Origin of the sequence: Flavobacterium macrobrachii, assembly GCF_014486675.1 — a bacterium.
GTDB classification, from domain to species: domain Bacteria; phylum Bacteroidota; class Bacteroidia; order Flavobacteriales; family Flavobacteriaceae; genus Flavobacterium; species Flavobacterium macrobrachii.
This window is the reverse complement of record NZ_JACTAC010000018.1, coordinates 24,813-47,860: the sequence shown is the minus strand read 5'-3', so window position 1 is coordinate 47,860 and position 23,048 is coordinate 24,813. Positions and strand designations below refer to the sequence as shown.

22 protein-coding genes are annotated in these 23,048 nt (G+C 33.7%); 11 read left to right on the top strand and 11 right to left on the bottom strand.

Going from position 1 to position 23,048, the window contains the following annotated elements:
• The first annotated feature begins 84 nt into the window (after positions 1-84).
• The 8 genes from IAI56_RS06155 (at position 85) to IAI56_RS06120 (ending at position 5,682) form a co-directional block, all read left to right on the top strand.
• The gene (locus IAI56_RS06155; RefSeq protein ID WP_187657047.1) at positions 85-420 is read left to right on the top strand and encodes an ArsR/SmtB family transcription factor; all 336 of its coding nucleotides are present in this window, start codon (positions 85-87) and stop codon (positions 418-420) included.
• Positions 421-471: 51 nt separating this feature from the next.
• Positions 472-939: a DUF6428 family protein gene (locus tag IAI56_RS06150; protein WP_187657046.1), complete on the top strand. Its 468-nt coding sequence runs from the start codon at positions 472-474 to the stop codon at positions 937-939.
• Positions 940-957: 18 nt separating this feature from the next.
• Complete coding sequence (locus IAI56_RS06145) at positions 958-1,572, top strand: low molecular weight phosphatase family protein (protein ID WP_187657045.1); 615 nt, start codon at positions 958-960, stop codon at positions 1,570-1,572.
• A gap of 4 nt (positions 1,573-1,576) precedes the next feature.
• A complete protein-coding gene (gene arsB / locus IAI56_RS06140; RefSeq protein WP_187657044.1) occupies positions 1,577-2,611 on the top strand; it encodes an ACR3 family arsenite efflux transporter in 1,035 nt (344 codons plus the stop codon).
• A gap of 81 nt (positions 2,612-2,692) precedes the next feature.
• Complete coding sequence (locus IAI56_RS06135; RefSeq protein ID WP_187657043.1) at positions 2,693-3,223, top strand: methyltransferase; 531 nt, start codon at positions 2,693-2,695, stop codon at positions 3,221-3,223.
• 18 nt (positions 3,224-3,241) lie between these two features.
• The gene (locus IAI56_RS06130; RefSeq protein ID WP_187657042.1) at positions 3,242-4,090 is read left to right on the top strand and encodes a glycosyltransferase family 2 protein; all 849 of its coding nucleotides are present in this window, start codon (positions 3,242-3,244) and stop codon (positions 4,088-4,090) included.
• Between the two features lie 78 nt (positions 4,091-4,168).
• A complete protein-coding gene (locus IAI56_RS06125) occupies positions 4,169-4,918 on the top strand; it encodes an MlaE family ABC transporter permease (protein ID WP_187657041.1) in 750 nt (249 codons plus the stop codon).
• Positions 4,915-5,682, top strand: coding sequence for an ABC transporter ATP-binding protein (locus IAI56_RS06120; RefSeq protein WP_187657040.1), 768 nt, complete (start codon positions 4,915-4,917; stop codon positions 5,680-5,682). Before IAI56_RS06125 ends, IAI56_RS06120 begins: the two co-directional genes overlap by 4 nt.
• Positions 5,683-5,714: 32 nt before the next feature.
• On the opposite strand, the gene IAI56_RS06115 is transcribed toward IAI56_RS06120, so the two are convergent.
• The 5 genes from IAI56_RS06115 to IAI56_RS06095 form a co-directional block, all read right to left on the bottom strand.
• Positions 5,715-6,776, bottom strand: coding sequence for a mannose-1-phosphate guanylyltransferase (locus tag IAI56_RS06115; RefSeq protein ID WP_187657039.1), 1,062 nt, complete (start codon positions 6,774-6,776; stop codon positions 5,715-5,717).
• A 100-nt stretch (positions 6,777-6,876) separates the two neighbouring features.
• On the bottom strand, positions 6,877-7,479 hold the full coding sequence (locus IAI56_RS06110; RefSeq protein ID WP_187657038.1) for a SprT-like domain-containing protein: 603 nt from the start codon (positions 7,477-7,479) through the stop codon (positions 6,877-6,879).
• Positions 7,480-7,525: 46 nt separating this feature from the next.
• Positions 7,526-7,693 carry a hypothetical protein gene (locus IAI56_RS06105; RefSeq protein WP_187657037.1) on the bottom strand — a complete coding sequence of 56 codons (168 nt, stop codon included), beginning with the start codon at positions 7,691-7,693 and terminating at the stop codon, positions 7,526-7,528.
• A gap of 71 nt (positions 7,694-7,764) precedes the next feature.
• The gene (locus tag IAI56_RS06100) at positions 7,765-8,442 is read right to left on the bottom strand and encodes an SDR family NAD(P)-dependent oxidoreductase (protein ID WP_187657036.1); all 678 of its coding nucleotides are present in this window, start codon (positions 8,440-8,442) and stop codon (positions 7,765-7,767) included.
• Between the two features lie 72 nt (positions 8,443-8,514).
• Positions 8,515-9,651: an acyl-CoA dehydrogenase family protein gene (locus tag IAI56_RS06095; protein ID WP_187657035.1), complete on the bottom strand. Its 1,137-nt coding sequence runs from the start codon at positions 9,649-9,651 to the stop codon at positions 8,515-8,517.
• Positions 9,652-9,746: 95 nt separating this feature from the next.
• Here IAI56_RS06095 and IAI56_RS06090 point away from each other — a divergent pair, with 95 nt between their 5' ends.
• The gene (locus IAI56_RS06090; RefSeq protein ID WP_187657034.1) at positions 9,747-10,814 is read left to right on the top strand and encodes an anhydro-N-acetylmuramic acid kinase; all 1,068 of its coding nucleotides are present in this window, start codon (positions 9,747-9,749) and stop codon (positions 10,812-10,814) included.
• On the opposite strand, the gene IAI56_RS06085 is transcribed toward IAI56_RS06090, so the two are convergent.
• The 6 genes from IAI56_RS06085 to porU form a co-directional block, all read right to left on the bottom strand.
• Positions 10,811-11,188 (bottom strand): PH domain-containing protein, encoded by a 378-nt coding sequence (locus IAI56_RS06085; RefSeq protein ID WP_133533814.1) that lies wholly within the window; start codon positions 11,186-11,188, stop codon positions 10,811-10,813. The two genes, IAI56_RS06090 and IAI56_RS06085, sit on opposite strands and share 4 nt — an antisense overlap.
• Positions 11,189-11,293: 105 nt before the next feature.
• Positions 11,294-12,934 carry a pyruvate dehydrogenase complex dihydrolipoamide acetyltransferase gene (locus tag IAI56_RS06080; protein WP_187657033.1) on the bottom strand — a complete coding sequence of 547 codons (1,641 nt, stop codon included), beginning with the start codon at positions 12,932-12,934 and terminating at the stop codon, positions 11,294-11,296.
• 2 nt (positions 12,935-12,936) lie between these two features.
• Positions 12,937-13,938, bottom strand: a complete 1,002-nt coding sequence (gene pdhA / locus IAI56_RS06075; protein ID WP_187657032.1) for a pyruvate dehydrogenase (acetyl-transferring) E1 component subunit alpha — start codon at positions 13,936-13,938, stop codon at positions 12,937-12,939.
• Positions 13,939-14,089: 151 nt separating this feature from the next.
• Positions 14,090-14,572, bottom strand: coding sequence for a cytidine deaminase (cdd, locus tag IAI56_RS06070; RefSeq protein ID WP_187657031.1), 483 nt, complete (start codon positions 14,570-14,572; stop codon positions 14,090-14,092).
• Between the two features lie 69 nt (positions 14,573-14,641).
• A complete protein-coding gene (porV, locus tag IAI56_RS06065; RefSeq protein ID WP_187657030.1) occupies positions 14,642-15,829 on the bottom strand; it encodes a type IX secretion system outer membrane channel protein PorV in 1,188 nt (395 codons plus the stop codon).
• A gap of 36 nt (positions 15,830-15,865) precedes the next feature.
• Positions 15,866-19,723, bottom strand: coding sequence for a type IX secretion system sortase PorU (gene porU / locus IAI56_RS06060; protein ID WP_187657029.1), 3,858 nt, complete (start codon positions 19,721-19,723; stop codon positions 15,866-15,868).
• 194 nt (positions 19,724-19,917) lie between these two features.
• Between porU and gldJ the strand changes: the two genes are divergently transcribed.
• Both gldJ and IAI56_RS06050 read left to right on the top strand, forming a co-directional pair.
• Positions 19,918-21,657 carry a gliding motility lipoprotein GldJ gene (gene gldJ, locus IAI56_RS06055; protein ID WP_187657028.1) on the top strand — a complete coding sequence of 580 codons (1,740 nt, stop codon included), beginning with the start codon at positions 19,918-19,920 and terminating at the stop codon, positions 21,655-21,657.
• Positions 21,658-21,723: 66 nt separating this feature from the next.
• The gene (locus IAI56_RS06050) at positions 21,724-23,007 is read left to right on the top strand and encodes a UDP-N-acetylmuramoyl-tripeptide--D-alanyl-D-alanine ligase (protein ID WP_187657027.1); all 1,284 of its coding nucleotides are present in this window, start codon (positions 21,724-21,726) and stop codon (positions 23,005-23,007) included.
• Positions 23,008-23,048: the final 41 nt, after the last annotated feature.

Here is a 23,048-nt window from a genome sequence, read left to right as displayed (position 1 = left end):
AAACTTAACTTTAAAATAACAAAGAAAAATAGTTGACACATCTATTTTAATCGTAATATTGCAATATAATTTTTCTATCAAAAAATGGGAACAACAAAAAGTGAGATGTTTACTAAACATCAAAACGAAATAGCTACTATCATCAAAGCACTTGGTCATCCTGCTAGGATAGCCATTCTTGAATATTTGATGAAAATAGATAGTTGTATTTGTAGCGACATAGTGGAGGAATTACCACTAGCCCAGCCTACTATTTCGCAACACTTGAAAGAACTTAAAAAAGCAAATCTAATAAAAGGAACCGTTGAAGGAACCGCTATTTGCTACTGTATAGATGAAAACGGAATTGAAAAACTAGAACGCTATTTTTCTTCCATAGCAAATCAATTAAACGAAAAAAAGAAAAACAATTGTTGCTAAACCCTTTTTTTGAGCAACTCTATCGTAATATTACATTAACACATTATCACCATGAAACTATCAGAAGTAAAAGAAATTTTGTCCACTTTAAATAACGTAACTTTTCAACTAGAAAACGGAACTTTTGTTCCAGAACATTTTCATGTTACAGAAGTTGGAATGATTACAAAACATTTTATTGACTGTGGCGGCGTAATAAGAACAGAAAAAGTAGTCAACTTTCAACTATGGAATGCAAACGATTATGACCATCGTTTAAAACCAACAAAACTTTTAAACATTATTCAACTTTCTGAAGAAAAACTTGGTATTGAAGATGCAGAGGTAGAAGTAGAATATCAAAGTCAAACCATTGGAAAATATGACTTGGATTTTATTGAAAATTATTTTGTTTTAAAAAATAAAACAACTGCTTGCTTAGCCGAAGATGCCTGTGGCATACCTGTAGAAAAACAAAAGAAAAATTTATCTGAACTAACCAATAAACAAAGTTGTACTCCAAACTCTGGTTGTTGCTAATACTCAAACAAAAAAAATATGTTTCTAGAATTGTTAAAAACCATTGAAAGCAATACTGATTTTACTTCCATTGCTCAAGAAAGAAAACTAACATTGCAACCGTTGATTGATTTTATTCAACAAAAAGTGGATTTAAAGCAAGAAGTGAATTTAAACTTTATTTGCACTCATAATTCTCGCAGAAGTCATCTGTCTCAAATTTGGGCACAAGTTGCAGCTAGTTATTATTCCATTGCTAATGTATATTGCTACTCTGGCGGTACAGAAGAAACAGCTCTTTTTCCAAAAGTAGCCGAAACTTTAACCGAACAAGGTTTTACAATTTTTAAAATAGCCGATGGAAACAATCCTATTTATACAATAAAATATAGTGATACAGCCATGCCAATAATAGGTTTTTCAAAAAAATATGATCATCTATTTAATCCCTCAAAATCATTTGCAGCCATTATGACTTGCTCTCAAGCCGATGGAGGTTGCCCTTTTATTGCTGGAGCAGAAAAAAGAATACCTATTACATTTGAAGACCCAAAAGTTTCTGACCAAACACCAGAACAAACCAAAGTTTATCTTGAGAGAAGTAATCAAATTGCAATGGAAATGAATTATGTTTTTTCAATGATTAAATCCTAACACTATGCAACCAAAATTAAAATTTTTAGATCGCTTTTTAACACTTTGGATTTTTCTAGCCATGGTTGTAGGCATAGGATTAGGGTATTTTTTTCCTAATATATCAAACAGTACCAACACATTGACAGCAGGAACTACCAATATTCCATTGGCTATTGGTCTTATTCTAATGATGTATCCACCATTAGCCAAAGTAGATTATTCACTATTACCAAAAGCCTTAAAAGACAAAAAAACAATTGGGATTTCATTATTTTTAAATTGGGTAATTGGCACCTTTTTAATGTTTGGACTAGCCATACTCTTTTTAAGAAATCAACCAGAATACATGTCAGGTTTGATACTTATTGGTTTAGCCCGATGCATAGCAATGGTGATTGTATGGAATGACTTAGCCAAAGGCAATCGCGAATATGCGGCACTATTAGTAGCATTGAACAGTATTTTCCAAATTGTTAGTTATAGTTTTTTAGTTTGGTTGTTCATCAATGTATTGCCCAACAAACTAGGATTAGGTAATTTTAACGTTACCGTTTCTATGAAAGCAGTAACTGAAAGTGTTTTAATTTATTTAGGCATTCCTTTTGCAGCAGGATATTTTAGTCGCTATTTTCTAATAAAATCAAAAGGAATAGAATGGTATAATAGAAAATATATACCCATGATTTCGCCTATCACACTTTATGCTTTGTTATTTACAATAGTATTAATGTTCAGTCTAAAAGGTGATAAAATTATTGCATTACCTATGGATGTAATTCAAATTGCCATTCCGTTGATAATCTATTTTATAGTAATGTTTTTTACAAGTTTTTACATCAATAAATCTTTAAAAGTACCCTACGACAAAAACGCAGCAATTGCTTTTACTGCCACAGGAAACAATTTTGAACTCGCTATAGCTGTTGCAATATCCGTTTTTGGAATTCATTCACCCCAAGCGTTTGTTGGAGTTATTGGACCATTGGTAGAAGTACCTGTGTTAATTCTTTTAGTAAAAGCAAGCTTATGGATGAAACAAAAATGGTATTCTAATTAATTCAAAATTAAAACACCACCAAAAGCTAGACTTAAAACCCCGAAAACTTTGTAACTTTGCGACTTTAAATTGGCAAACTAAATGTACGAGAAAACATATCCAAGCAAACGGTTCAACATCACGTTAGATTTTCTAAAAAAACACATCAAAACTTCGGAAACCATTTTTGATTTAGGCGTTCCAAATCCATTTTCCAAAATCATGGAAGACAATGGTTATAAAGTCATTAACACCAAAGGAGAAGATTTAGACAATGACCAATCCGCTTTACAAAACGCATCTTATGAAGTATTTACTGGTTTTGAAATTTTTGAACATTTACTCAATCCGTATACTGTTTTAGAAAATGTAAAATGTGACAAAGTTTTAATTTCCATTCCGTTGCGCTTATGGTTTTCTCCAGCATATCGAAGCAAAACCGACAAATGGGACAGACATTACCATGAATTTGAAGACTGGCAACTCGATTGGTTATTAGAAAAAACAGGTTTCAAAATTATTGATAGTGTGAAGTTTACTCATCCAGTGAAGAAATTAGGTTTTCGTCCTTTGTTACGTTGGTTTACGCCAAGATATTATTTGGTTTATGCTGAGAAAGTAAAAAGAAATTAGTGAATAGTGATTAGCCAGATGAAATACTACATCATCATTCCAACCTACAACGAAGAAAAGTTTATTGCACTGACGTTACAGTCAATTGTGGAACAAACTGTTTTGCCTTCAAAAGTTGTGGTGGTTAATGATGGTTCAACCGATAAGACTGAAGAAATTATTCAATCGTTTTGTGATAAGCATTCGTTTTTTTCATTAGTAAATAAAACTTCGGACGCAATTCATCTTCCAGGAAGTAAAGTCATACAAGCATTTCAAAAAGGTTTAGAAACCTTGGATGATAATTATGATATTATGGTAAAAATTGATGCCGATTTAATTTTTCCTTCTAATTATTTTGAAACCATTATCCAACATTTCCAATCGGATGAACGAGTTGGAATGGTTGGTGGTTTTTGTTATATCCAGAAAAACGGCGGTTGGGTTTTAGAAAATCTAACCGATAAAGATCATATTCGTGGTGCTTTGAAAGCGTATCGAAAGGAAACGTTTCTACAAATTGGCGGTTTAAAGCCAGCAATGGGTTGGGATACAGTTGACGAATTGCTTTGTAAATTCTACAATTGGAAAGTGGTAACCGATGAAAGTTTGCACGTAAAACACTTAAAACCAACTGGCGCAAGTTATAACAAAGCGGCACGATACAAGCAAGGCGAAGCCTTTTACAGTTTGGGTTATGGATTTTTTATCACCACTATTGCTTCGCTAAAATTGGCAATGCGCAAAGGCAAACCATTACTTTTTATGGATTATATCAAAGGTTTTTGGAAGGCAAAATCAGCCAAAAAAGAACTTTTAGTTACTCGTGAACAAGCCAAATTCATTCGAAATTATCGCTGGAAAAAGATAAAAGAGAAGTTATTTTAAACTTAAAATTAACCTATCAAATAAAATTATAGTATTTTTACTGCTTACTATAAATCAGAATACTGAATACTTATAAAAATGATGCTCATTCGCTATTTATCGCAGATTGGAAAATATTTCTTGATGCTGAAAGAAGTCTTCAACAAACCTACCAAATGGTCGGTTATGAAGGGATTGATTTTCAAGGAAATTGACGATTTAGTTATTGATTCATTAGGAATTGTGGCTTTCATTTCGTTTTTCGTTGGTGGCGTTGTTTCCATTCAAACGGCGTTGAACTTAACCAATCCGTTAATTCCAAAATATCTAATTGGTTTTGCCACACGACAATCGGTGATTTTGGAATTTGCTCCTACCTTTATTTCGGTAATTATGGCCGGAAAAATGGGTTCGTTCATCACATCCAGTATTGGAACCATGCGTGTTACTGAACAAATTGATGCCTTAGAAGTTATGGGTGTAAACTCGTTGAACTATTTGGTTTTTCCAAAAATAATTGCGCTTCTACTCTATCCATTTGTAATTGGAATTGCCATGTTTTTAGGAATTCTTGGCGGTTGGATGGCAGGAGTTTATGGCGGATTTACCTCTAGTGTAGAATTCATTCAAGGACTCCAATCTGAGTTTATTCCGTTTCATATTGCGTATGCGTTTATCAAAACCATTGTTTTTGCTATGATTTTGGCTACCATTCCATCGTTTCACGGTTATTACATGAAAGGTGGCGCGTTGGAAGTAGGAAAAGCCAGTACCGTTGCTTTCGTATGGACTTCGGTAGTGATTATTTTGGCAAATTATATTTTAACTCAATTACTTTTGGCAAAATGATAGAAGTAAAAAACCTAGAAAAATCATTTGGTGATTCTAAAGTATTAAAAGGAATCACAACAACATTTGAAACCGGAAAAACCAATTTAATTATTGGTCAAAGTGGCTCGGGAAAAACTGTTTTGCTTAAAAGTTTGCTTGGAATTCACACCCCAGACAAAGGAACAATTTCGTTTGATGGTAGAATTTATTCTGATTTAACCGATGATGAACGCAGAGAATTGCGCACCGAAATTGGAATGGTTTTTCAAGGAAGCGCATTATTTGACAGCATGACTGTGGAAGAAAATGTTGGTTTTCCATTGAAAATGTTTACTACAAAAACGCCTGCCGAAATCAAAGAACGCGTAGATATTGTTATCGAAAGAGTAAAATTAATTGATGCTAATCATAAAAAACCTTCAGAAATATCAGGTGGAATGCAAAAACGTGTTGCTATTGCCAGAGCAATTGTAAACAATCCAAAATATCTTTTTTGTGACGAACCTAACTCAGGATTGGATCCAAAAACAGCGATAGTTATTGATAATTTAATTCAAGAAATTACTCAAGAATACAATATTACAACTGTTATCAACACTCATGATATGAATTCAGTGATGGAAATTGGCGAGAAAATTGTTTTCCTAAAACAAGGAATTCTAGCTTGGGAAGGTAGCAAAAAAGACATTTTCAAAACCGATAACGAAGCAATTGTTGACTTTGTGTATTCGTCAAATCTTTTCAAAAAAATTAGAAAAGCACAGAATAAAGAAGAAATATAAACAAAAAGAGAACTCGTCGGTTCTCTTTTATTTTATAATTCATTAGCCAATGCAGTAATCCTCTTAATCTCTTGCTCTTTACTTTTTGGATAAATTAACAGAACTCCTTCTTTATCGACAATAATATAATCATGTAATCCATCAACCACAATAAGTTTATTAGCATCTGTCCTAATAATATTGTTAGAAGCATTTTCCATAACAACTTTAGCATTAATTACGCCATTGTTATTTTCGTCTTTGGCTAATTTCTCATGTAATTGTCCCCAAGTTCCAAGGTCATTCCAATCGAAAGTGGCTGGCAAAACATACACATTCTTAGCTTTTTCCATCACTGCATAATCAATCGAGATGTTTTCAGCTGAAGCATAATTATCATTGATAAATTGCTTTTCACTTTCGGTATTGTAACTTTCAAATCCTTGTTGAAACAGCATATTCATTTGTGATTGAAATTTCTCAAATGCTTCTGCTATTGATTTTGCACTCCAAATAAAAATACCTCCATTCCAAAGGAAGTTTCCTTGTTCAAGAAATGATTTTGCCGTTTCATAATCAGGTTTTTCTCTAAACTGATTTACTTTTTTAATACTGTTTTCATCCGTTTTGTCAAACTCAATATACCCAAAACCAGTATTAGGATACGTAGGCTGAATTCCCAAAGTCATCAACGCATTTTCTTTTTGACAAAAATCAAAACACGCTTGCAAATTAGCGGCAAAAGCTGTTTCATCTTCAATCCAATGGTCGCTTGGTGCTACAACCATAACCGCATCTGGATTTTGCTTTTGAATTTTTAATGAAGCATACAAAATACATGGTGCTGTATTTCGCATAGCTGGTTCTAACAAAACTTGCTCTGGTTTAACCATTGGCAATTGTCCTAAAACCAAATTATTATACCGTTCGTTAGTTAAAATCAAAATATTCTCTGCCGGAATTAACTTTGCTAATCGACTGAAGGTTTTTTGGATTAAGGTTTCTCCCGAACCCAACATATCGTGAAATTGCTTAGGAAATTCTGTTGTAGAAACGGGCCAAAATCGTGAACCAACGCCACCAGCCATCAATATTGCATAATAATTTTTGTTCATAGTTACTTTCAGCAAAAAATCAATTTATTATATTTTCTCTTGCTACAAATATATCAATTTCTACAAGGTTTTGATAAAATAATATCAGCTAAGATTTTTATTATCCCGGAATTATTTCAACCTCAGCATTGGCATTAAACAAAAAAGTTCTGCCGGTTTTTACTTCCAAACATTCGTAGCGTTTTACCCGAAGAGCGATTTTTTGAAAAACTCTTCCGTTTTTTATTCTAAATAAACTGCCGCTTGGTACTTCGTGAATAAAATGAATATCAGGCTTTCTTTCGTCAAATTGTTTCAAAGCAAATGCCAATCGAGCATCAGTATCGCTACTTGCTGTTGGATTTCTAAAATGATTGGCAACCAAAGGCAAAACTGAATGTGGAAAAATTTCAGGTCGAATAAACGGAACCATCAGTCGTTGGAACGTACTTTTCCATTCATCACCATGAGGTTTAATCAATCGACCATATTTTTCAAAAGCCACCAAATGTGCAATTTCATGAACTAGGGTTATCAAAAAACGGTATTTATTTAAACTTCCATTTACGGTAATTTCGTGTTTGCCATTTAGGTTTCTACGATAATCACCATGACGCGTTTGTCGCTCGTTCACAATTTTTAAATGAACGGAGTTATTTTTGATTAACTCAAAACAAAGATGAACAGCATGTTCGGGTAAATATTTTGATAAAACTTCGCTCAAATCTTACTAATTTATTATCTTAAATCTTACAAATAAAGTATGTTTATTAAAAACCATCGTCTGGCGGTCTACTTCCATCGTCTGAACGCTTACTTCCATCGTCTGACAATCTACTTCCATCGTCTGAAAGCTTACTTCCATCGTCTGACAGTCTACTTCCATCGTCTGACAGTCTACTTCCATCGTCTGATTGCTTACTTCTATCGTCTGACAATCTATTTCCATCGTCTGAAGTATTACTTCCATCGTCTGACTTTGTATTCCTATCCTAACGACACTATATTTTTATGGTGTTGAACTTGAAACTTGTATACTCTTTCCGTTATGATATTTATTCCCAGTCAATGCAAAGTTAAAAATATAATCCGCCATTTCTGTTGCCGAAATTGGTGCTTCATAGCCTGGAAAAGCTTCTTGCAGCATTTCAGTATTTACTGCACCAAGTGCCAAAACATTAAATGCAATGCCTTGTTCTTTATATTCTTCTGCTAATAATTCCGACAATGTAATTACTGCTCCTTTGCTTGAACTATAGGCTGCTAAACCTGGGAATTTCATACTGCCTTGAATTCCTCCCATGGAACTAATGGTCACTACATGGCTTCCTTTTTGTAAATAAGGCAATGCAATTCTGGTCAAATTGGCAACCCCAAAAACATTTACTTTATACACATTCTCAAAATCAGATTGCGATAGTTCAGCAAAAGGTTTGCTTATTAAACTTCCTGCATTGTGAATGATGATATCGACTTTCTTCCATGAATTTGCTAAGAAATTTTCGACCGAAGTTAAGTCGTTTTCATTAGACAAATCAACAGAGAGACACGTTATATTATTGTTTTCAATTAATGCTCGAGGTGTTTTTCTGGAAATAGCAAGAACTTGATGTCCTGTATTGGCAAATTGCATTGCCAGTTCATATCCTATTCCACGTGAAGTTCCTGTAATGATTATATTTTTCATTCAGCTAAAATAAAAAACCCTTTCAAAATAATGAACTTTGAAAGGGTTAATTTTTATTATTATTACTCTAAACTATACCAATCCTCTTGAAATTACAATGCGTTGAATTTCTGAAGTTCCTTCATAGATTTGAGTGATTTTAGAATCACGCATCATACGTTCTACATGGTATTCGGCTACGTAACCATTTCCACCATGAATTTGAACTGCTTCATTAGCTACTTCCAACGCAATTTCTGAAGCATACAATTTTGCCATTGCTCCAGAATGTGCAATATCTTTACCTTCGTCTTTTTCGCAAGCCGCTTTCATTACTAATAATTTTGCCGCTGTAACTTTTACGTACATATCGGCTAATTTAAAAGCAATCGCCTGATGATTAAATATTTCTTTACCGAATGCTTTTCTTTCTTTCGAATATTTCAAAGCAATTTCATATGCGCCAGTGGCAATTCCTAAAGCTTGTGAAGCAATTCCAATTCTTCCGCCATTTAAAACATTCATTGCAAATGAAAATCCAAAACCATCTTCACCGATTCTATTTTCTTTTGGAACTTTCACATCGGTAAACATCAACGAATGCGTGTCGCTTCCGCGAATTCCCATTTTCTTTTCTTTTGGACCAATATCAAAACCTTCCCAACCTCTTTCTACTATAAATGCGTTGATACCTTTATGTCCTTTTTCTACATCCGTTTGTGCAATTACCAAATAAGTCGAAGCTGTTGAACCATTAGTAATCCAGTTTTTCGTTCCGTTTAACAAATAGTAATCGCCTTTATCGATAGCGGTTGTTTTTTGAGAAGTTGCATCACTTCCAGCTTCTGGTTCTGATAAACAAAAAGCGCCAATAACTTCACCTTTGGCTAACGGAACTAAATATTTCATTTTTTGCTCTTCCGAACAGTATTTTTCCATTCCAGCACAAACCAAAGAGTTGTTTACCGACATAATAACGGCAGCTGAAGCATCAACTTTTGCAATTTCAGTCATTGCTAAAACATAGGAAACGCTATCTAAACCTGAACCTCCATATTTTGGATCGACCATCATACCCATGAAACCCAATTCTCCCATCATTTTCACTTGTTCGGTTGGAAACTTTGAGTGTTCGTCTCTTTCGATTACACCTGGCAACAATTCCGCTTGAGCAAAATCTCTAGCTGCTTGTTGTATCATTAAATGTTCTTCGGTTAAATTAAAATCCATATATTTTGTTGATTTTGATGGTTGTTTCTTTATTTTTGATGGGCAAAAATAGAATATTAAAGTTAAAATTTCAAACGATTTCGTAAATTTAGAACATGTTTAAAGAAAGTTACAATGTATTGGGAATTATGTCGGGAACATCGCTTGATGGTATTGACTTGGCGCATATTAATTTTACTATAAAAAACAACCGTTGGAGTTTTACTTTGTATGAAACCGAAACAATAGCTTACAATTGTAATTGGTTAAACAAACTAAAAACTGCTGTTGATTTTTCTGCAAATGAATTAACAAAACTCAACGAAGATTATACGCTTTTGTTGGGAAATACTATAAAATCGTTTATTAAAAAAAACAAAATAACCAATCTTGATGCCGTATGCAGTCATGGTCATACTATTCTACATCAACCTCAAAATGGTTATACGTTACAAATAGGTAATCTTCCCGAGATTGCTGAAATAATTGGCGTAACAGTTGTCTGCGATTTCAGAGTTCAAGATGTAAAACTTGGAGGACAAGGCGCACCGTTGGTTCCAATTGGTGATAGAATTTTATTTTCTGAATATGATTATTGTTTGAATTTAGGCGGATTTTCCAATATTTCATTTGAACAAAATGGAAAACGAATTGCCTTTGACATTTCACCAGTTAATACCGTTTTGAATTTTTATGCGAATAAATTAGGTTTGGCGTATGATGATAAAGGCACTATTGCCCGAAGTGGCGAATCTGACCTCAACCTGATGGAAGAATTGGATGCGTTGGCGTATTATCAAAAACCATTTCCAAAGTCATTAGGATTTGAATTTGTAAAAACTGTTGTACTGCCTTTAATGGAAAGCTATGACATAAGTATCGAAGATAAAATGCATACGTTTGTCAAGCATATTGCCAAACAAACGGCATTTGCTTTACCTGAAAGAAATGGAAAAATGTTGATTACCGGCGGCGGAACGTACAATGATTTTCTACTGGAATCCATGCAAAATTATTTACCCGAAATGAGCCTTGTAGTTCCCGATGCCAAAACGTTAGAATACAAAGAAGCGCTGATTTTTGCCTTACTTGGCATTTTGAAACTCCGAAAAGAAGTTAATGTTTTAAGCAGCGTTACGGGTGCGAAGAAAGACCATAGTAGTGGAAAAATTTATCAAATCTAAAGAATATGATAGGCTAAAACTTTCTGCACATCGTACACATTAACCGAACGATTAAACTGTTTTACAACGCTTGGATTTAGTTCGCTAGAAACCCAAATTTTCAATTCTGCATCAAGTTCAAATGTTCCGGCGGTTTCGATGCTAAATCTCGTTATGCTTTTATAGGCAATTGATTTATATTCTACTTTCGAACCTGTAATACCTTGTTTTTCAATTAAAATCAATCGTTTTGAGGTAAAGATGAACGTATCTCTAATCAGTTTAAAACCTAATTCTACTGTTTCGCCATCAATTAAAAGTTGTCCATATTGTTTGATTAAATCTTCTTGATTCACTGAACCTGCATTGCCTAATAAGGCTGAAAAAATTCCCATAGTTTCTTTTTTATATTTTAAGTACTGCTTTGTACAGTACAGGCTAATATACAAAAAACCCAATTAAGTTCTAATTGGGTTTTTATGATATTAATTTTAATTTATTTAGGCTAACATCGTCACTGGATTTTCCAAATACTGTCTAAGTGTTTGTAAAAATTGAGCTCCTGTAGCACCATCAACTGTTCTGTGATCACAAGCTAAAGTTAAGACCATTGTATTTCCAACTACAATTTGACCATTTTTAACTACTGGTTTCTCTTCAATTGCTCCAACAGATAAAATTGCAGAGTTTGGTTGATTAATGATAGAAGTAAACGACTGAATTCCGAACATTCCTAAGTTAGATACCGTAAAAGTACTTCCTTCCATTTCGGCTGGTTGTAACTTTTTACTTTTCGCTTTTCCGGCTAAATCTTTTACATTTCCACATATTTGAGACAAGCTCATTTGATCTGTAAAACGCAATACTGGAACCACTAATCCGTCTTCAACAGCTACTGCTACACCAACATTCACATGATGATTAATAGTTATAGCATCTTCTTTCCACTGTGAATTTACTTTTGGATGTTTTTTCAATGCCATTGCACATGCTTTGATTACCATATCGTTGAAAGAAACTTTAGTATCTGGAACCGAATTGATAACTGCTCTAGATTTCATAGCTTCGTCCATAGTAACTTCTATCGTTAAATAGAAATGTGGTGCTGTGAAAATTGATTCTGATAAACGTTTCGCAATAGTTTTTCGCATTTGCGAATTTTTGATTTCTTCAGAAAAAGTTTCTCCTGCTGGAACAAATGGTTTTACCACTGCAGTTGTAGCTTCTGTTGTACTCGGTGTAACAACTGGTTGGGATTGACTTGGAGCAGCAGCTGATGGTGTGAAATTCTCCACATCACTTTTTGTAATACGCCCGTTTTCACCTGAACCTTTAACTTGAGCAAGATTAATTCCTTTGTCTTTTGCTATTTGTTTAGCTAATGGCGAAGCGAAAATTCTTCCACTGTTTATGGTTTCTGCAACTTCTGTTGAAGCCACAGCAACATTTGAAGTAGTTGTTTCTTCTGAACTTTTTGCTGGTGCAGCTGTTGTTGTTCCACCTTTTTTAAAGTTTTCAGCAACTCCTGTAATATCTGTTCCTGCTGGACCAATAATTGCTAAAACGCTATCAACTGGTGCTGATTGTCCTTCGTTAATTCCAATATACAATAAAGTACCAGCATTGAATGATTCAAACTCCATTGTAGCTTTATCGGTTTCGATTTCCGCTAAAATATCACCTTCCGAAACTTTATCGCCAACTTTTTTCAACCAAGTTGCAACAGTTCCTTCGGTCATGGTGTCGCTTAGACGTGGCATTGTTACCACTACAACTCCTTTTGGTAAAGCAGTCGGTTGACTATTATTTGATGAAGTTTGTGCTTCTACTTTTTCTTCTACAACTGTCGTAGCAGCTTCAGTTACAGTAGCTGTTCCTGAAATTAATCCAGAAATGTCTTCTCCTTCTTTACCAATGATAGCAAGAAGCGAGTCTACTGCTGCCGTTTCGCCTTCGTTAATTCCTATATATAATAAAGTACCTGAATTGAATGATTCAAATTCCATGGTAGCTTTATCGGTTTCAATTTCTGCTAAAATATCGCCTTCCGAAACTTTGTCGCCTACTTTTTTCAACCAAGTAGCAACCGTTCCTTCCGTCATGGTGTCGCTTAAACGCGGCATTGTTATTTTTGTTGCCATAATTATAGTCTATGAGGAATGAAAGGATAATTTTCTTGTTCGTAAACCACATCATACAATTGTTGTGCTTCTGGGAAAGGAGATTCTTCGGCAAATGTGGCACATTCTTCTACTAAGTCTTTTACTCTTTCGTCAATCAACTCAATTTCAGCATCGGTAGCATAGTTTTTTTCTTTGATAACATCCAATACTTGAGTAATTGGATCTATTTTTCTATACTCATCAACTTCTTCTTTTGAACGATACAATTGCGCATCTGACATAGAATGACCTCTATAACGATACGTTTTCATTTCTAAGAATGTTGGTCCTTCACCACGACGAGCTCTTTCCATTGCTTCGTGCATTGCTTCGGCAACTTTTACTGGATTCATTCCATCAACTGGTCCGCAAGGCATTTCATAACCTAAACCAAGTTTCCAAATATCAGTGTGATTTGCTGTTCTTTCTACAGAAGTTCCCATAGCATATCCATTGTTTTCACAAATGAATACTACTGGAAGTTTCCACAACATTGCCATATTGAACGCTTCGTGAAGTGAACCTTGACGTGCTGCACCATCACCAAAATAGGTTAAGGTTACACCACCGGTTTCAAAATATTTATCGGCAAAAGCCATTCCTGCCCCAACTGGAATTTGAGCTCCAACGATACCATGACCTCCATAAAATCCGTGTTCTTTTGAAAAAATGTGCATCGATCCACCCATTCCTTTGGATGTTCCTGTTACTTTACCTAAAAGTTCTGCCATTACTTTTCTTGGATCAACACCCATCCCAATTGGCTGAACGTGGTTACGATAGGCAGTAATCATTTTGTCTTTTCCGCCTAGATTCATAACATGTAAAGCACCTGCTAAAACAGCTTCTTGCCCATTGTATAAGTGTAGAAATCCTCTAACTTTTTGTTGAATATAAAGTGCTGCAAGTTTGTCTTCAAACTTTCTCCAAAATAGCATGTCTTCATACCATTTTAAATAAACATCTTTTGTAATTTCTCTCATCTGATTATTCGCTAAAGCGCTTTTTTAATATTTTTACTAGTAATAAAAGCAAATAGTTTACTCACACAAATTTGCGTCCCGAAAACGTCGGAATGCAAAAGTAAAACATTCCGAGTAAGAAGTAAAATTTAAAACTGTAATTTTTACCTTTTTACAAGAAGTTTTTATCAAAAGTAAGTGGTAATAAATTCGAAATCGATTTCGATAAATAAACTTCACCTCTTTCTCCCATGAAATAAATTTCTATAGGATACTCTTGTTTAAACTCATACTCCGAAATAGATTGGCGACATGCTCCACATGGCGGAATTGGCGTGGTTGTTTTATTAGTATCCGAAGCTGCTGAAATTGCCATTTTTACAATTTTTGCTTCAGGATAAATTGCTCCCGATTGAAAAATTGCTACTCGTTCTGCACAAAGTCCCGATGGATAAGCTGCATTTTCTTGATTAGAACCCAAAACTACTTTTTCATTATCAAGTAAAAGTGCAGCTCCAACTCTAAATTTGGAGTATGGCGCATAAGCTTTTTTTCGAATTTCAATGGCTTGTTCCATTAATAATTGTACATCTTGAGGAAGTTCTGCAACCGACTGATACACTGTAAACGAGGTATTGATATTTATTTCTTTCATTATGTATAGGGGAAAAAAAATCCAAATTTCAAAGGAGAAATTTGGATAATTATTTTACTTTATTTTTTATTAATATTCTTCGTATTGATCACCGAAGTTAAACGTCAATGAGAAACGAAGGGTGTTTTCTAATGGATTTTTCACTTTTGATGCTGAGAACAAATAAGAAACATCTATTTTAACTGTGTTGTACTTAAATCCTGCTCCAAGTGAGAAAAATTGTCTTGCTCCTTTTAATGGGCTTTCGTGAAAATATCCTAATCGCATAGCAAATGAGTCTTGATATAAATATTCTGCTCCGGCTGAATAGGTTAACTCTTTTAATTCTTCGCTAAATCCACCTGGCGCATCTCCAAAGGATTTAAAAACCCCTGAAACCCAATTTACTCGATTGTAATCACCTATGACTTGATCTCTTTCAGAAGAAGTTATTTCTCCATCTCCGTTAACATCAAGTTTTTGAGGTGTTGGAACTAGTAATTTTGTCACTTCAAGATTTAACGACACCTTATTGTAATCATCAAAAATAAAATCAAAACCACCGCCAATTCTCATATTGGCAGGCAAAAAGTTAGCACTATTGTCATCAGATGTACCAGCATCATAATTAATTTTTGGACCCATATTTTGGAAATTAAATCCTGCTCTCCATCTTCCATTGAAATCGCCATAAGCATCTTCTTCCGATTGATAATAACCTGCTATATCGAATGCAAATGTACTGGCTGGTTTTGCATCTCCGCCTGAACTTTCCGTAGGAATTCTTAACTGTGAACGAATATATCTTCCTGCTACTGACATAGAAAAACGCTCACTTAATTTTAAAGCATAAGAACCATCTAGAGCTAATTCAAATGGTTTTACCACCTGAGCTACATCATCAGCGTTTTGACGTAATTCAATTTCGCCTAATCCAAAATAACGCAAACTTCCAGCAAATGCACTTCTTCCTTCTTCGCCAAATCTATTGTAATAAGTAACTTGACCTAATGAAATATCATTTACTAACTCTGTTAAATAAGGTGTATAACTAATTGAAAAACCTTGTTTGTCTAATGCAAAAGCATACTTTGCTGGATTCCATTGTTGAGAATAAGTATCCGGAGATGTTGCCACGCCTTGATCACCCATTCCAGCAGCACGTGCATCTGCCGCAATTAAAAGAAACGGTACTCCTGTAGTAATAACACGACTGTCATCTTGGGCTTTAACTAATTGTATAGTGGTTAGTAGTAATAAAACAGCAATTTTTTTCATTTTAATTTTATAAAAGTTAACAAATATATGATTTTCCTATAGGATTACAAGTTTTTCTATTTTTTCTGCACGTTTATTCGACAAAGTGGATTTTACAGTCAACTTATACACATAAACACCTTTTCCAATTCGATCGCCAAAATCATCTTTTCCATCCCAAACAATATCTCTCGACAAAAATCCTTCATTGATTACAGTTTGATTTTTTGTCCAGACAATTTTTCCTGTGATAGTCATCACTTGAACTTGAACTTCCAATGGCTCAAATGGCCTGTTGTGAGAAAACCAAAACTCAGTATAACTCACAAATGGATTAGGGTAATTAAGTACGTTTTTCAAAGTTACAGAGTCATCACCAACAACAACAAACTGTATTTCTGCAGTGATTGGATTATTGTAAACATCCCAAGCTTTGAAAGTTATGGTATGCAATCCTGGTGCCAAATCTCTGTAAGGAAAATAAACTCTACCTCTTGTATGATTATCTAATTCTGTTTGATAATAATCATTCATTATATAGGGATTGGTTTCATCTCCATCCAAAATCCCAACAATATCATGGCCAATTCCACCTGCTGTATTTATTCCATTTTCATCCTGCAAAAGCGCCAATAAAAACGGTGATGAATTTGTAATACCACCATTTACAAAAGTTTCGTCGTTCATATATAATCTAACGGTTGGACCAGTATTATCTGCAACTGCATTCAAATTTACTCCTCCAATTTTTATATCCGTATTGTATCCTGTCTTATCTAATCGTATTTGATTTCTTTTGGCATAAAAACTTATTCTTCCATTTTCTACTGGAACCCTTATATCTCGTGGAACCACAAAATTAATCTCAAATTTACCATTAACAACAGAAGCATTTCCTCTAAAAATAGTTTCTCCTAGTATATTAAAGTTAATTGGAGGACTCAGAAAATCATTATTTAATGTTGAGCGAGTTATTTGTTTATCATATATATTGATTGCAATCTCTCCATTGTAAGTAGTTAGCAAACTTCCATTATCATCTTGAACTTCACCAGTAATTTTCATTGGTGCCAATGATTGAAAATCAGGAATGGCATCAGTAATTGGAATATCGTTTACTTTAGTCAAAACTACCTTTGGTTCAGCCATTGCAAGTTTTATTGCTGGATCACCTAAATAAAATACAATATTAGTTGATGAATTAGGGTTAAAATTCTTAGCCAATCGCAAGTTTTCAGCAATTGAATTTTGATTAGTTCCATTATATGAAAAAACATATTCAGCCAATTTGTTATTGAAGATTTCGGCTGGACCTTGAAAAATGGATCGTACAGTTGTAATCATAGATATTGCACCACCTTTTGGATTCCAATAAGTATATTCACCTGCTGTTGGTCGTGTTGGATTATCAAATCGTGAAAAATCGCACGTTATTGTAATAAATAAAGGATATTTATATTGATTACTCAAATTTTGACCATCTGATTTTTCCCAAATTCTTTCTCCCGAAAGCCCATCTTCTCCTCCATGCCCTAAGTAATTAAATACCAACGCACCTTTTTCAAATGCTTCAAAAATTTCTTGACGAGCTTTTGGGTATCTTTTTCCTCCTGCTGATGCCTCTTGAACATAAGAGTCCATCAATATTTTTTTGACATTTACAAATGGTTTTTGAATTACTATTGCATCTGCCAGTGCATTTTGTCTAAATTGAAGAGTAGCATCTGATATTTTATCAGAATCATCTGATATCGCCACATAATTATTTCGCCAATTTCCATAAGATTTAATATCATGATATTCTATCACTTTATTAACCAATTCATCAGCTTGTTGAGCAGAATTTGCAATCATTCTTCCGACAGCAATATCTAAACCTTTGATTGAATTAATCCAGCTGCCATTTTCAGAATAATAATCTATTCTACCTTCTTCGTCATCCATTAACCCAAAAAAATCATCGGAAGCAAATGAAAATTCTCCATCGGTAAAACTATTTGCCGATTGATAAATGGGAACAACATTAGTATTTCGTTGAATTCTATCTTTAAAATCAAATGAAGCATCTCCAAAAAGATTTAGATACTTTACTCTTTTATCTGACGATGAAGCGTTATGATAAACATATTTAACAAAATTTCTAATAGCTCCAACATCTTGCTTTCCTGATGAAAATTCCTGATAAATAGACTCAAGTGTAATTACTTTTACATTCATCTGAGAATAGTTTCGATGAAAATTAGCTAATTTTTCAGCTTGAGTAGTTAAATTTTTCGGCGTAATAATAAGGTAGTCGATATCTTGAAACTGACCTTGAGTATTTTTAAAAACTGTTCCTTTTAGATTTTGATTTTCTACTTTCGACTTCGAATCTTTTAATGGAGAATAATAATCATTACTATCTACAGCTATATACTTTTTTAATTCCCCAAGATTGGCTCTAAAAGCAAATCCACTTCCCGAAGTATTTTCGATTTTTTGTACATTATATATATCTGTAATATCCCAAACTTGATTAATCGAAGTAGCATTGGAAATTTGATACTCGCCAACACCAATATTAGCTTCGGCTTCGGCAGATTGAAAACGAAATTGCTTGTTGTAACCCTTTAAATTTCGTTTGGCTTTCACCCGGATAAAATTCAAATAGGCTTTTGAATTAGGAACACCATTATCATCATATTTTATTTTAATCTCAATATTATCCGAACTTAGTGGAATAGCATTTTTTATACTTGCATTAATAGCTTTAATACTACTATCTGGATTTAGCGCAGAAAAAGACTGACTTCCTAAGGCTTGACCATTAGCTTCAGCAGAAAAAACAGTTACAGCCGAAGATTGTGTTACAAAGTGCATATTAAAATCTACTGGTACTGTGGTAACTAGATTAGGAAATAAAAAATCAAACGTTCTTTCATCAGTAATCGAAAACGATTCGCCAAACCAAATTCTACCCAACTCCAAAACATTAGTATTATCAACTTCATGAAATTGATAATCATCAAAAGTAGTAATGGTTGTGGTTGGATTTGTAGTGGGTTGCGGCATTTCGGGAATTCTTTTCCCTAGATCACCTCCAAAAGTAACATAATAATAAGACTTATCTTCGTATAAATTCAAATTGGTAAAATTTTCTTGACTCCAATTATCTACTCCTTCGGCATAAAATAAAATGTAATCTTGATTATCAAAAACACCATCGTTTTCACCAACAAACTGAACTGCATTTTCAGCTAAATCAATCGGATAATATTCTGAATTTTGTAAAGGAACCATTCGCCCACCATTTCCATAAATCTTAATTCGTCTAGGATCAACATTTGTATTTAAGCCTATGCTTTGAAGAAAACTTCTTGTAAGTCGATAAACACCCGATTTTTTTACATAAAAACGATACCAATTACCAGATGCTAAAACTGAATTTTCAATACTAAAGTTGGATTGTGTTGAAAAAGCAGTTCGATTTGCTGATTGATTAATTCTGTAGGAAAAAGAAATAATTTTTTTATAAACTCCATTTTCATTTACAATAGGAGAAACAAAAAATTGAAGGTAAAATTTATCTCTAGCACGATACGTTTGAGACCAATATTTCAAAGTTGAAGGTAAATTCCTCTTCGATACATCTCCAAGTTCGCTCTCATTAATTGATTCATAAACTACATTAGAAATTTCTAATGCACTTTTTTCATCAAAAAGAGATGATGTTGAAATAGTTTTAAAAAAAACTACGCTATTTTCCACCGCATTAAATTGAAAATTTTCAACATTAAACTGTGGTAACAGATAGGAGTTATCTCCAATAGTATAGCTTGAATTTGACTTCCAAACAATGGAAACCGTGCCTTGTTCTTGACTGAATCCAACAAAACACACCAAAAAAAACAATAAAAACAGTATATTCTTTCTCATAACAATTAATAGAACGTAATTATACAAAAAATATTGTGTATTTTTTTTTAGGATAACACAATAAAAAATATATTTTTGCGTTTATATAATAAGCTCACAATTTTTAAGAGCGAATTTAGTATTAATTTAAAAAAGATGTTGCAAATTAAAGGTTAATTCTTAAATTGCGCCACAAATTAGTTACCTACTAAAGTATGAAAACAAATAAAGTTATGAATACTAGACTACTACTATTGTTAGCATTAACAATAAGTATTACATCTTGTAGCAAAAAATCGGACTCAAAAGGTGGTTCAAAAGCTACTGGATGGAAAATCAACGACAAAAAAGGTGGTTTTCAGTATGCCTCAAAATTTAAAAAACAAGCTACTGGTCCAGGACTTGTTTTAGTAGAAGGTGGAACTTTTACCATGGGTAAAGTTCAAGATGACGTAATGCACGATTGGAACAACACTCCAAATCAACAACACGTCCAATCATTCTACATGGATGAAACCGAAGTTACCAACATGATGTATATGGAATATCTTGATTGGTTAAAAAGAGTTTATCCTCCAGACCAAGAAAACTACAAAAACATCTATGAAGGTGCATCGCCAGATACATTAGTATGGAGAAATCGTTTAGGATATAACGAAACGATGACCGAAAACTATTTAAGACATCCTGCTTATGGAGAATATCCTGTAGTTGGGGTTAACTGGATACAAGCAACTGAATTTTCAAGATGGAGAACCGATCGTGTAAACGAAAAAATCCTTGAAGAACAAAGATATTTGAAAAAAGATGCTAAAGTTACAAATGCAGAAGCTGGAAAGGTGTTTAGTACGCAAACTTATTTAGCAGTTCCTAATCAAGCTGTAGGCGGTGATTCTGAAATCGTTTTACAAAGAGGAAAAGGCAGAGGTGCTGTTAAGAAAAGCTCAAGTGGAACTGATGGTGGAGCAAATGCACAACCGACTGGCGGAAACGATCCTAAAAACGTATATGCAACAAGAAGTTCAGGTTTAATTTTACCTGATTATAGACTACCAACTGAAGCAGAATGGGAATATGCTGCTGCCTCTGATGTAGGACAAAGAGAATACAATATTTACAAAGGACAAAAGAAATATCCTTGGTCTGGAAGTTACACGCGTTCAGGAAAAAGACAAGTTAGAGGTGATCAATTGGCTAACTTTAAACAAGGAAAAGGTGATTACGGTGGAATTGCAGGTTGGTCTGACGATGGTGCTGACATCACTAACAAAGTTAAATCATACCCACCAAATGATTTTGGTTTATATGATATGGCAGGTAATGTTGCAGAATGGGTTGCTGACGTTTACAGACCAATTGTTGATGATGAAGCAAACGATTTCAACTATTACAGAGGAAACGTGTACATGAAAAATAAAATTGGTGAAGACGGAAAAGTAGAATTAGTTACTGCTGAAAACCAAAAATTCGATACTATTTCAACTGGAAAAATTATTGCAAGAAACTTCCCTGGAGAACTTGCTCAAGTACCAGTTGATGAAAACGAAACGTATTTAAGACAAAACTTTGACAAATCTGACAACAGAAATTACAGAGATGGTGACAAACAATCTAGTCGTTATTTCAAATTTGGAAGTTCTGAAGAAGGAGACGAAAAAGGAAAATTAAATGACAACCAAAGAATGTACGATTCTCCAAAACACAATGTTTCTGTAGATAGTTTAGGTTCAATGGTTAGAAAATATGACAAATCTAACAAAAGAACAACGCTTGTTAATGATGATGTAAGAGTTTACAAAGGTGGTTCTTGGAGAGATAGAGCATATTGGTTAGATCCAGCTCAAAGAAGATATTTCCCTCAAGATATTGCTACTGATTACATTGGTTTCAGATGTGCAATGTCAAGAGTTGGTCCAAAAGCTGACAAGAAAAAATCAGCTAGAAATAAAAGATAATATTTGTTTCACACTACATAAAAGCCCTAATTTTAGGGCTTTTATTGTTTTTATACTTGACACATTATGACTATAGCCGAAATACACCGTTTATTTTTACAATGCACTTCCATCTCAACCGATACAAGAAAAATAGAGAACAACTGCATGTTTGTAGCATTAAAAGGAGAAAACTTTGATGCCAATACCTTTGCCGAAGAAGCTTTAGCAAAAGGAGCAAAATACGTAATAGTTGACAATCCAAAATATGCTACTAGCGATAAAACAATTCTTGTAGAAAATAGCTTAACAGCATTACAACAACTCGCAACCTATCATAGAGAGTTTCTAAAAATTCCAATTGTAGCTTTAACCGGAAGTAATGGAAAAACTACCACTAAAGAATTAATTCAGGTTGTCCTAGCCAAAAAATTTAAAACCAAAGCTACCAAAGGAAATCTCAATAATCATATAGGCGTTCCGCTTACCTTACTTTCATTTTCCAAGGAAACTGAAATTGGAATTGTAGAAATGGGTGCCAATCATCAAAAAGAAATCGAATTTCTATGCGAAATAGCCAAACCTGATTATGGCTACATAACCAACTTTGGAAAAGCACATCTGGAAGGTTTTGGAGGCATAGAAGGTGTTATCAAAGGTAAAAGTGAAATGTACACCTATTTGAAAGCAAACAGTAAAACCGTTTTTGTAAACCTAGATGATGCTATTCAAAATGACAAAACAATCGATTTCAACCGAATAACTTTTAGTCAGAAAGACACTTCCGCAAATGTATTTATCAATGAAATAAGTGCCAATCCTTTTGTAAAAATTAAAACTTTAACTACCGAAATTAATTCACACTTAATTGGTTTATATAATACTAACAACATTAATGTAGCAATAACTATTGGAAATTATTTTGGTGTTTCAACATCAGATATAAAAGTAGCTATTGAAAGCTATATTCCAGAAAATAACCGTTCACAGTTGATTAATAAAGACTCTTACGAAATCATTTTGGATGCTTATAATGCAAATCCGAGTAGCATGAAAGTAGCTTTGGAAAACTTTATCCAATTAGACAAAACAAACAAAATTGCCATTCTAGGTGATATGTATGAATTGGGAGAAGAAAGTCTTGCTGAACATAAATATATCGTTGATTTTTTAACTAAAAATAGCTCTTTTGAATGCTACTTCATCGGAAAATATTTTTTCGAAAATAAATCTGAAAACTCAAACTTTCACTTTTATGAAAGTTTTGAAATGTTCTCAAACTCATTAAGAAATACTAATTGGAAAGATAAAACTATTTTAATAAAAGGTTCACGCGGCATGGCTTTGGAAAGAACTTTAGAATATATTTAAAAAAACAAAAGGCTGTCTTAAATAAACAGCCTTTTTAACAA

What these genes read in the sequence shown, in the direction of transcription:
- IAI56_RS06155 (WP_187657047.1), top strand. Translation starts at nt 85, where the DNA reads ATGGGAACAACAAAAAGTGAGATGTTTACTAAACATCAAAACGAAATA.
- IAI56_RS06150 (WP_187657046.1), top strand. Translation starts at nt 472, where the DNA reads ATGAAACTATCAGAAGTAAAAGAAATTTTGTCCACTTTAAATAACGTA.
- IAI56_RS06145 (WP_187657045.1), top strand. Translation starts at nt 958, where the DNA reads ATGTTTCTAGAATTGTTAAAAACCATTGAAAGCAATACTGATTTTACT.
- arsB (WP_187657044.1), top strand. Translation starts at nt 1,577, where the DNA reads ATGCAACCAAAATTAAAATTTTTAGATCGCTTTTTAACACTTTGGATT.
- IAI56_RS06135 (WP_187657043.1), top strand. Translation starts at nt 2,693, where the DNA reads ATGTACGAGAAAACATATCCAAGCAAACGGTTCAACATCACGTTAGAT.
- IAI56_RS06130 (WP_187657042.1), top strand. Translation starts at nt 3,242, where the DNA reads ATGAAATACTACATCATCATTCCAACCTACAACGAAGAAAAGTTTATT.
- IAI56_RS06125 (WP_187657041.1), top strand. Translation starts at nt 4,169, where the DNA reads ATGATGCTCATTCGCTATTTATCGCAGATTGGAAAATATTTCTTGATG.
- IAI56_RS06120 (WP_187657040.1), top strand. Translation starts at nt 4,915, where the DNA reads ATGATAGAAGTAAAAAACCTAGAAAAATCATTTGGTGATTCTAAAGTA.
- IAI56_RS06115 (WP_187657039.1), bottom strand. Translation starts at nt 6,776, where the DNA reads ATGAACAAAAATTATTATGCAATATTGATGGCTGGTGGCGTTGGTTCA.
- IAI56_RS06100 (WP_187657036.1), bottom strand. Translation starts at nt 8,442, where the DNA reads ATGAAAAATATAATCATTACAGGAACTTCACGTGGAATAGGATATGAA.
- IAI56_RS06095 (WP_187657035.1), bottom strand. Translation starts at nt 9,651, where the DNA reads ATGGATTTTAATTTAACCGAAGAACATTTAATGATACAACAAGCAGCT.
- IAI56_RS06090 (WP_187657034.1), top strand. Translation starts at nt 9,747, where the DNA reads ATGTTTAAAGAAAGTTACAATGTATTGGGAATTATGTCGGGAACATCG.
- IAI56_RS06085 (WP_133533814.1), bottom strand. Translation starts at nt 11,188, where the DNA reads ATGGGAATTTTTTCAGCCTTATTAGGCAATGCAGGTTCAGTGAATCAA.
- IAI56_RS06080 (WP_187657033.1), bottom strand. Translation starts at nt 12,934, where the DNA reads ATGGCAACAAAAATAACAATGCCGCGTTTAAGCGACACCATGACGGAA.
- pdhA (WP_187657032.1), bottom strand. Translation starts at nt 13,938, where the DNA reads ATGAGAGAAATTACAAAAGATGTTTATTTAAAATGGTATGAAGACATG.
- cdd (WP_187657031.1), bottom strand. Translation starts at nt 14,572, where the DNA reads ATGAAAGAAATAAATATCAATACCTCGTTTACAGTGTATCAGTCGGTT.
- porV (WP_187657030.1), bottom strand. Translation starts at nt 15,829, where the DNA reads ATGAAAAAAATTGCTGTTTTATTACTACTAACCACTATACAATTAGTT.
- porU (WP_187657029.1), bottom strand. Translation starts at nt 19,723, where the DNA reads ATGAGAAAGAATATACTGTTTTTATTGTTTTTTTTGGTGTGTTTTGTT.
- gldJ (WP_187657028.1), top strand. Translation starts at nt 19,918, where the DNA reads ATGAAAACAAATAAAGTTATGAATACTAGACTACTACTATTGTTAGCA.
- IAI56_RS06050 (WP_187657027.1), top strand. Translation starts at nt 21,724, where the DNA reads ATGACTATAGCCGAAATACACCGTTTATTTTTACAATGCACTTCCATC.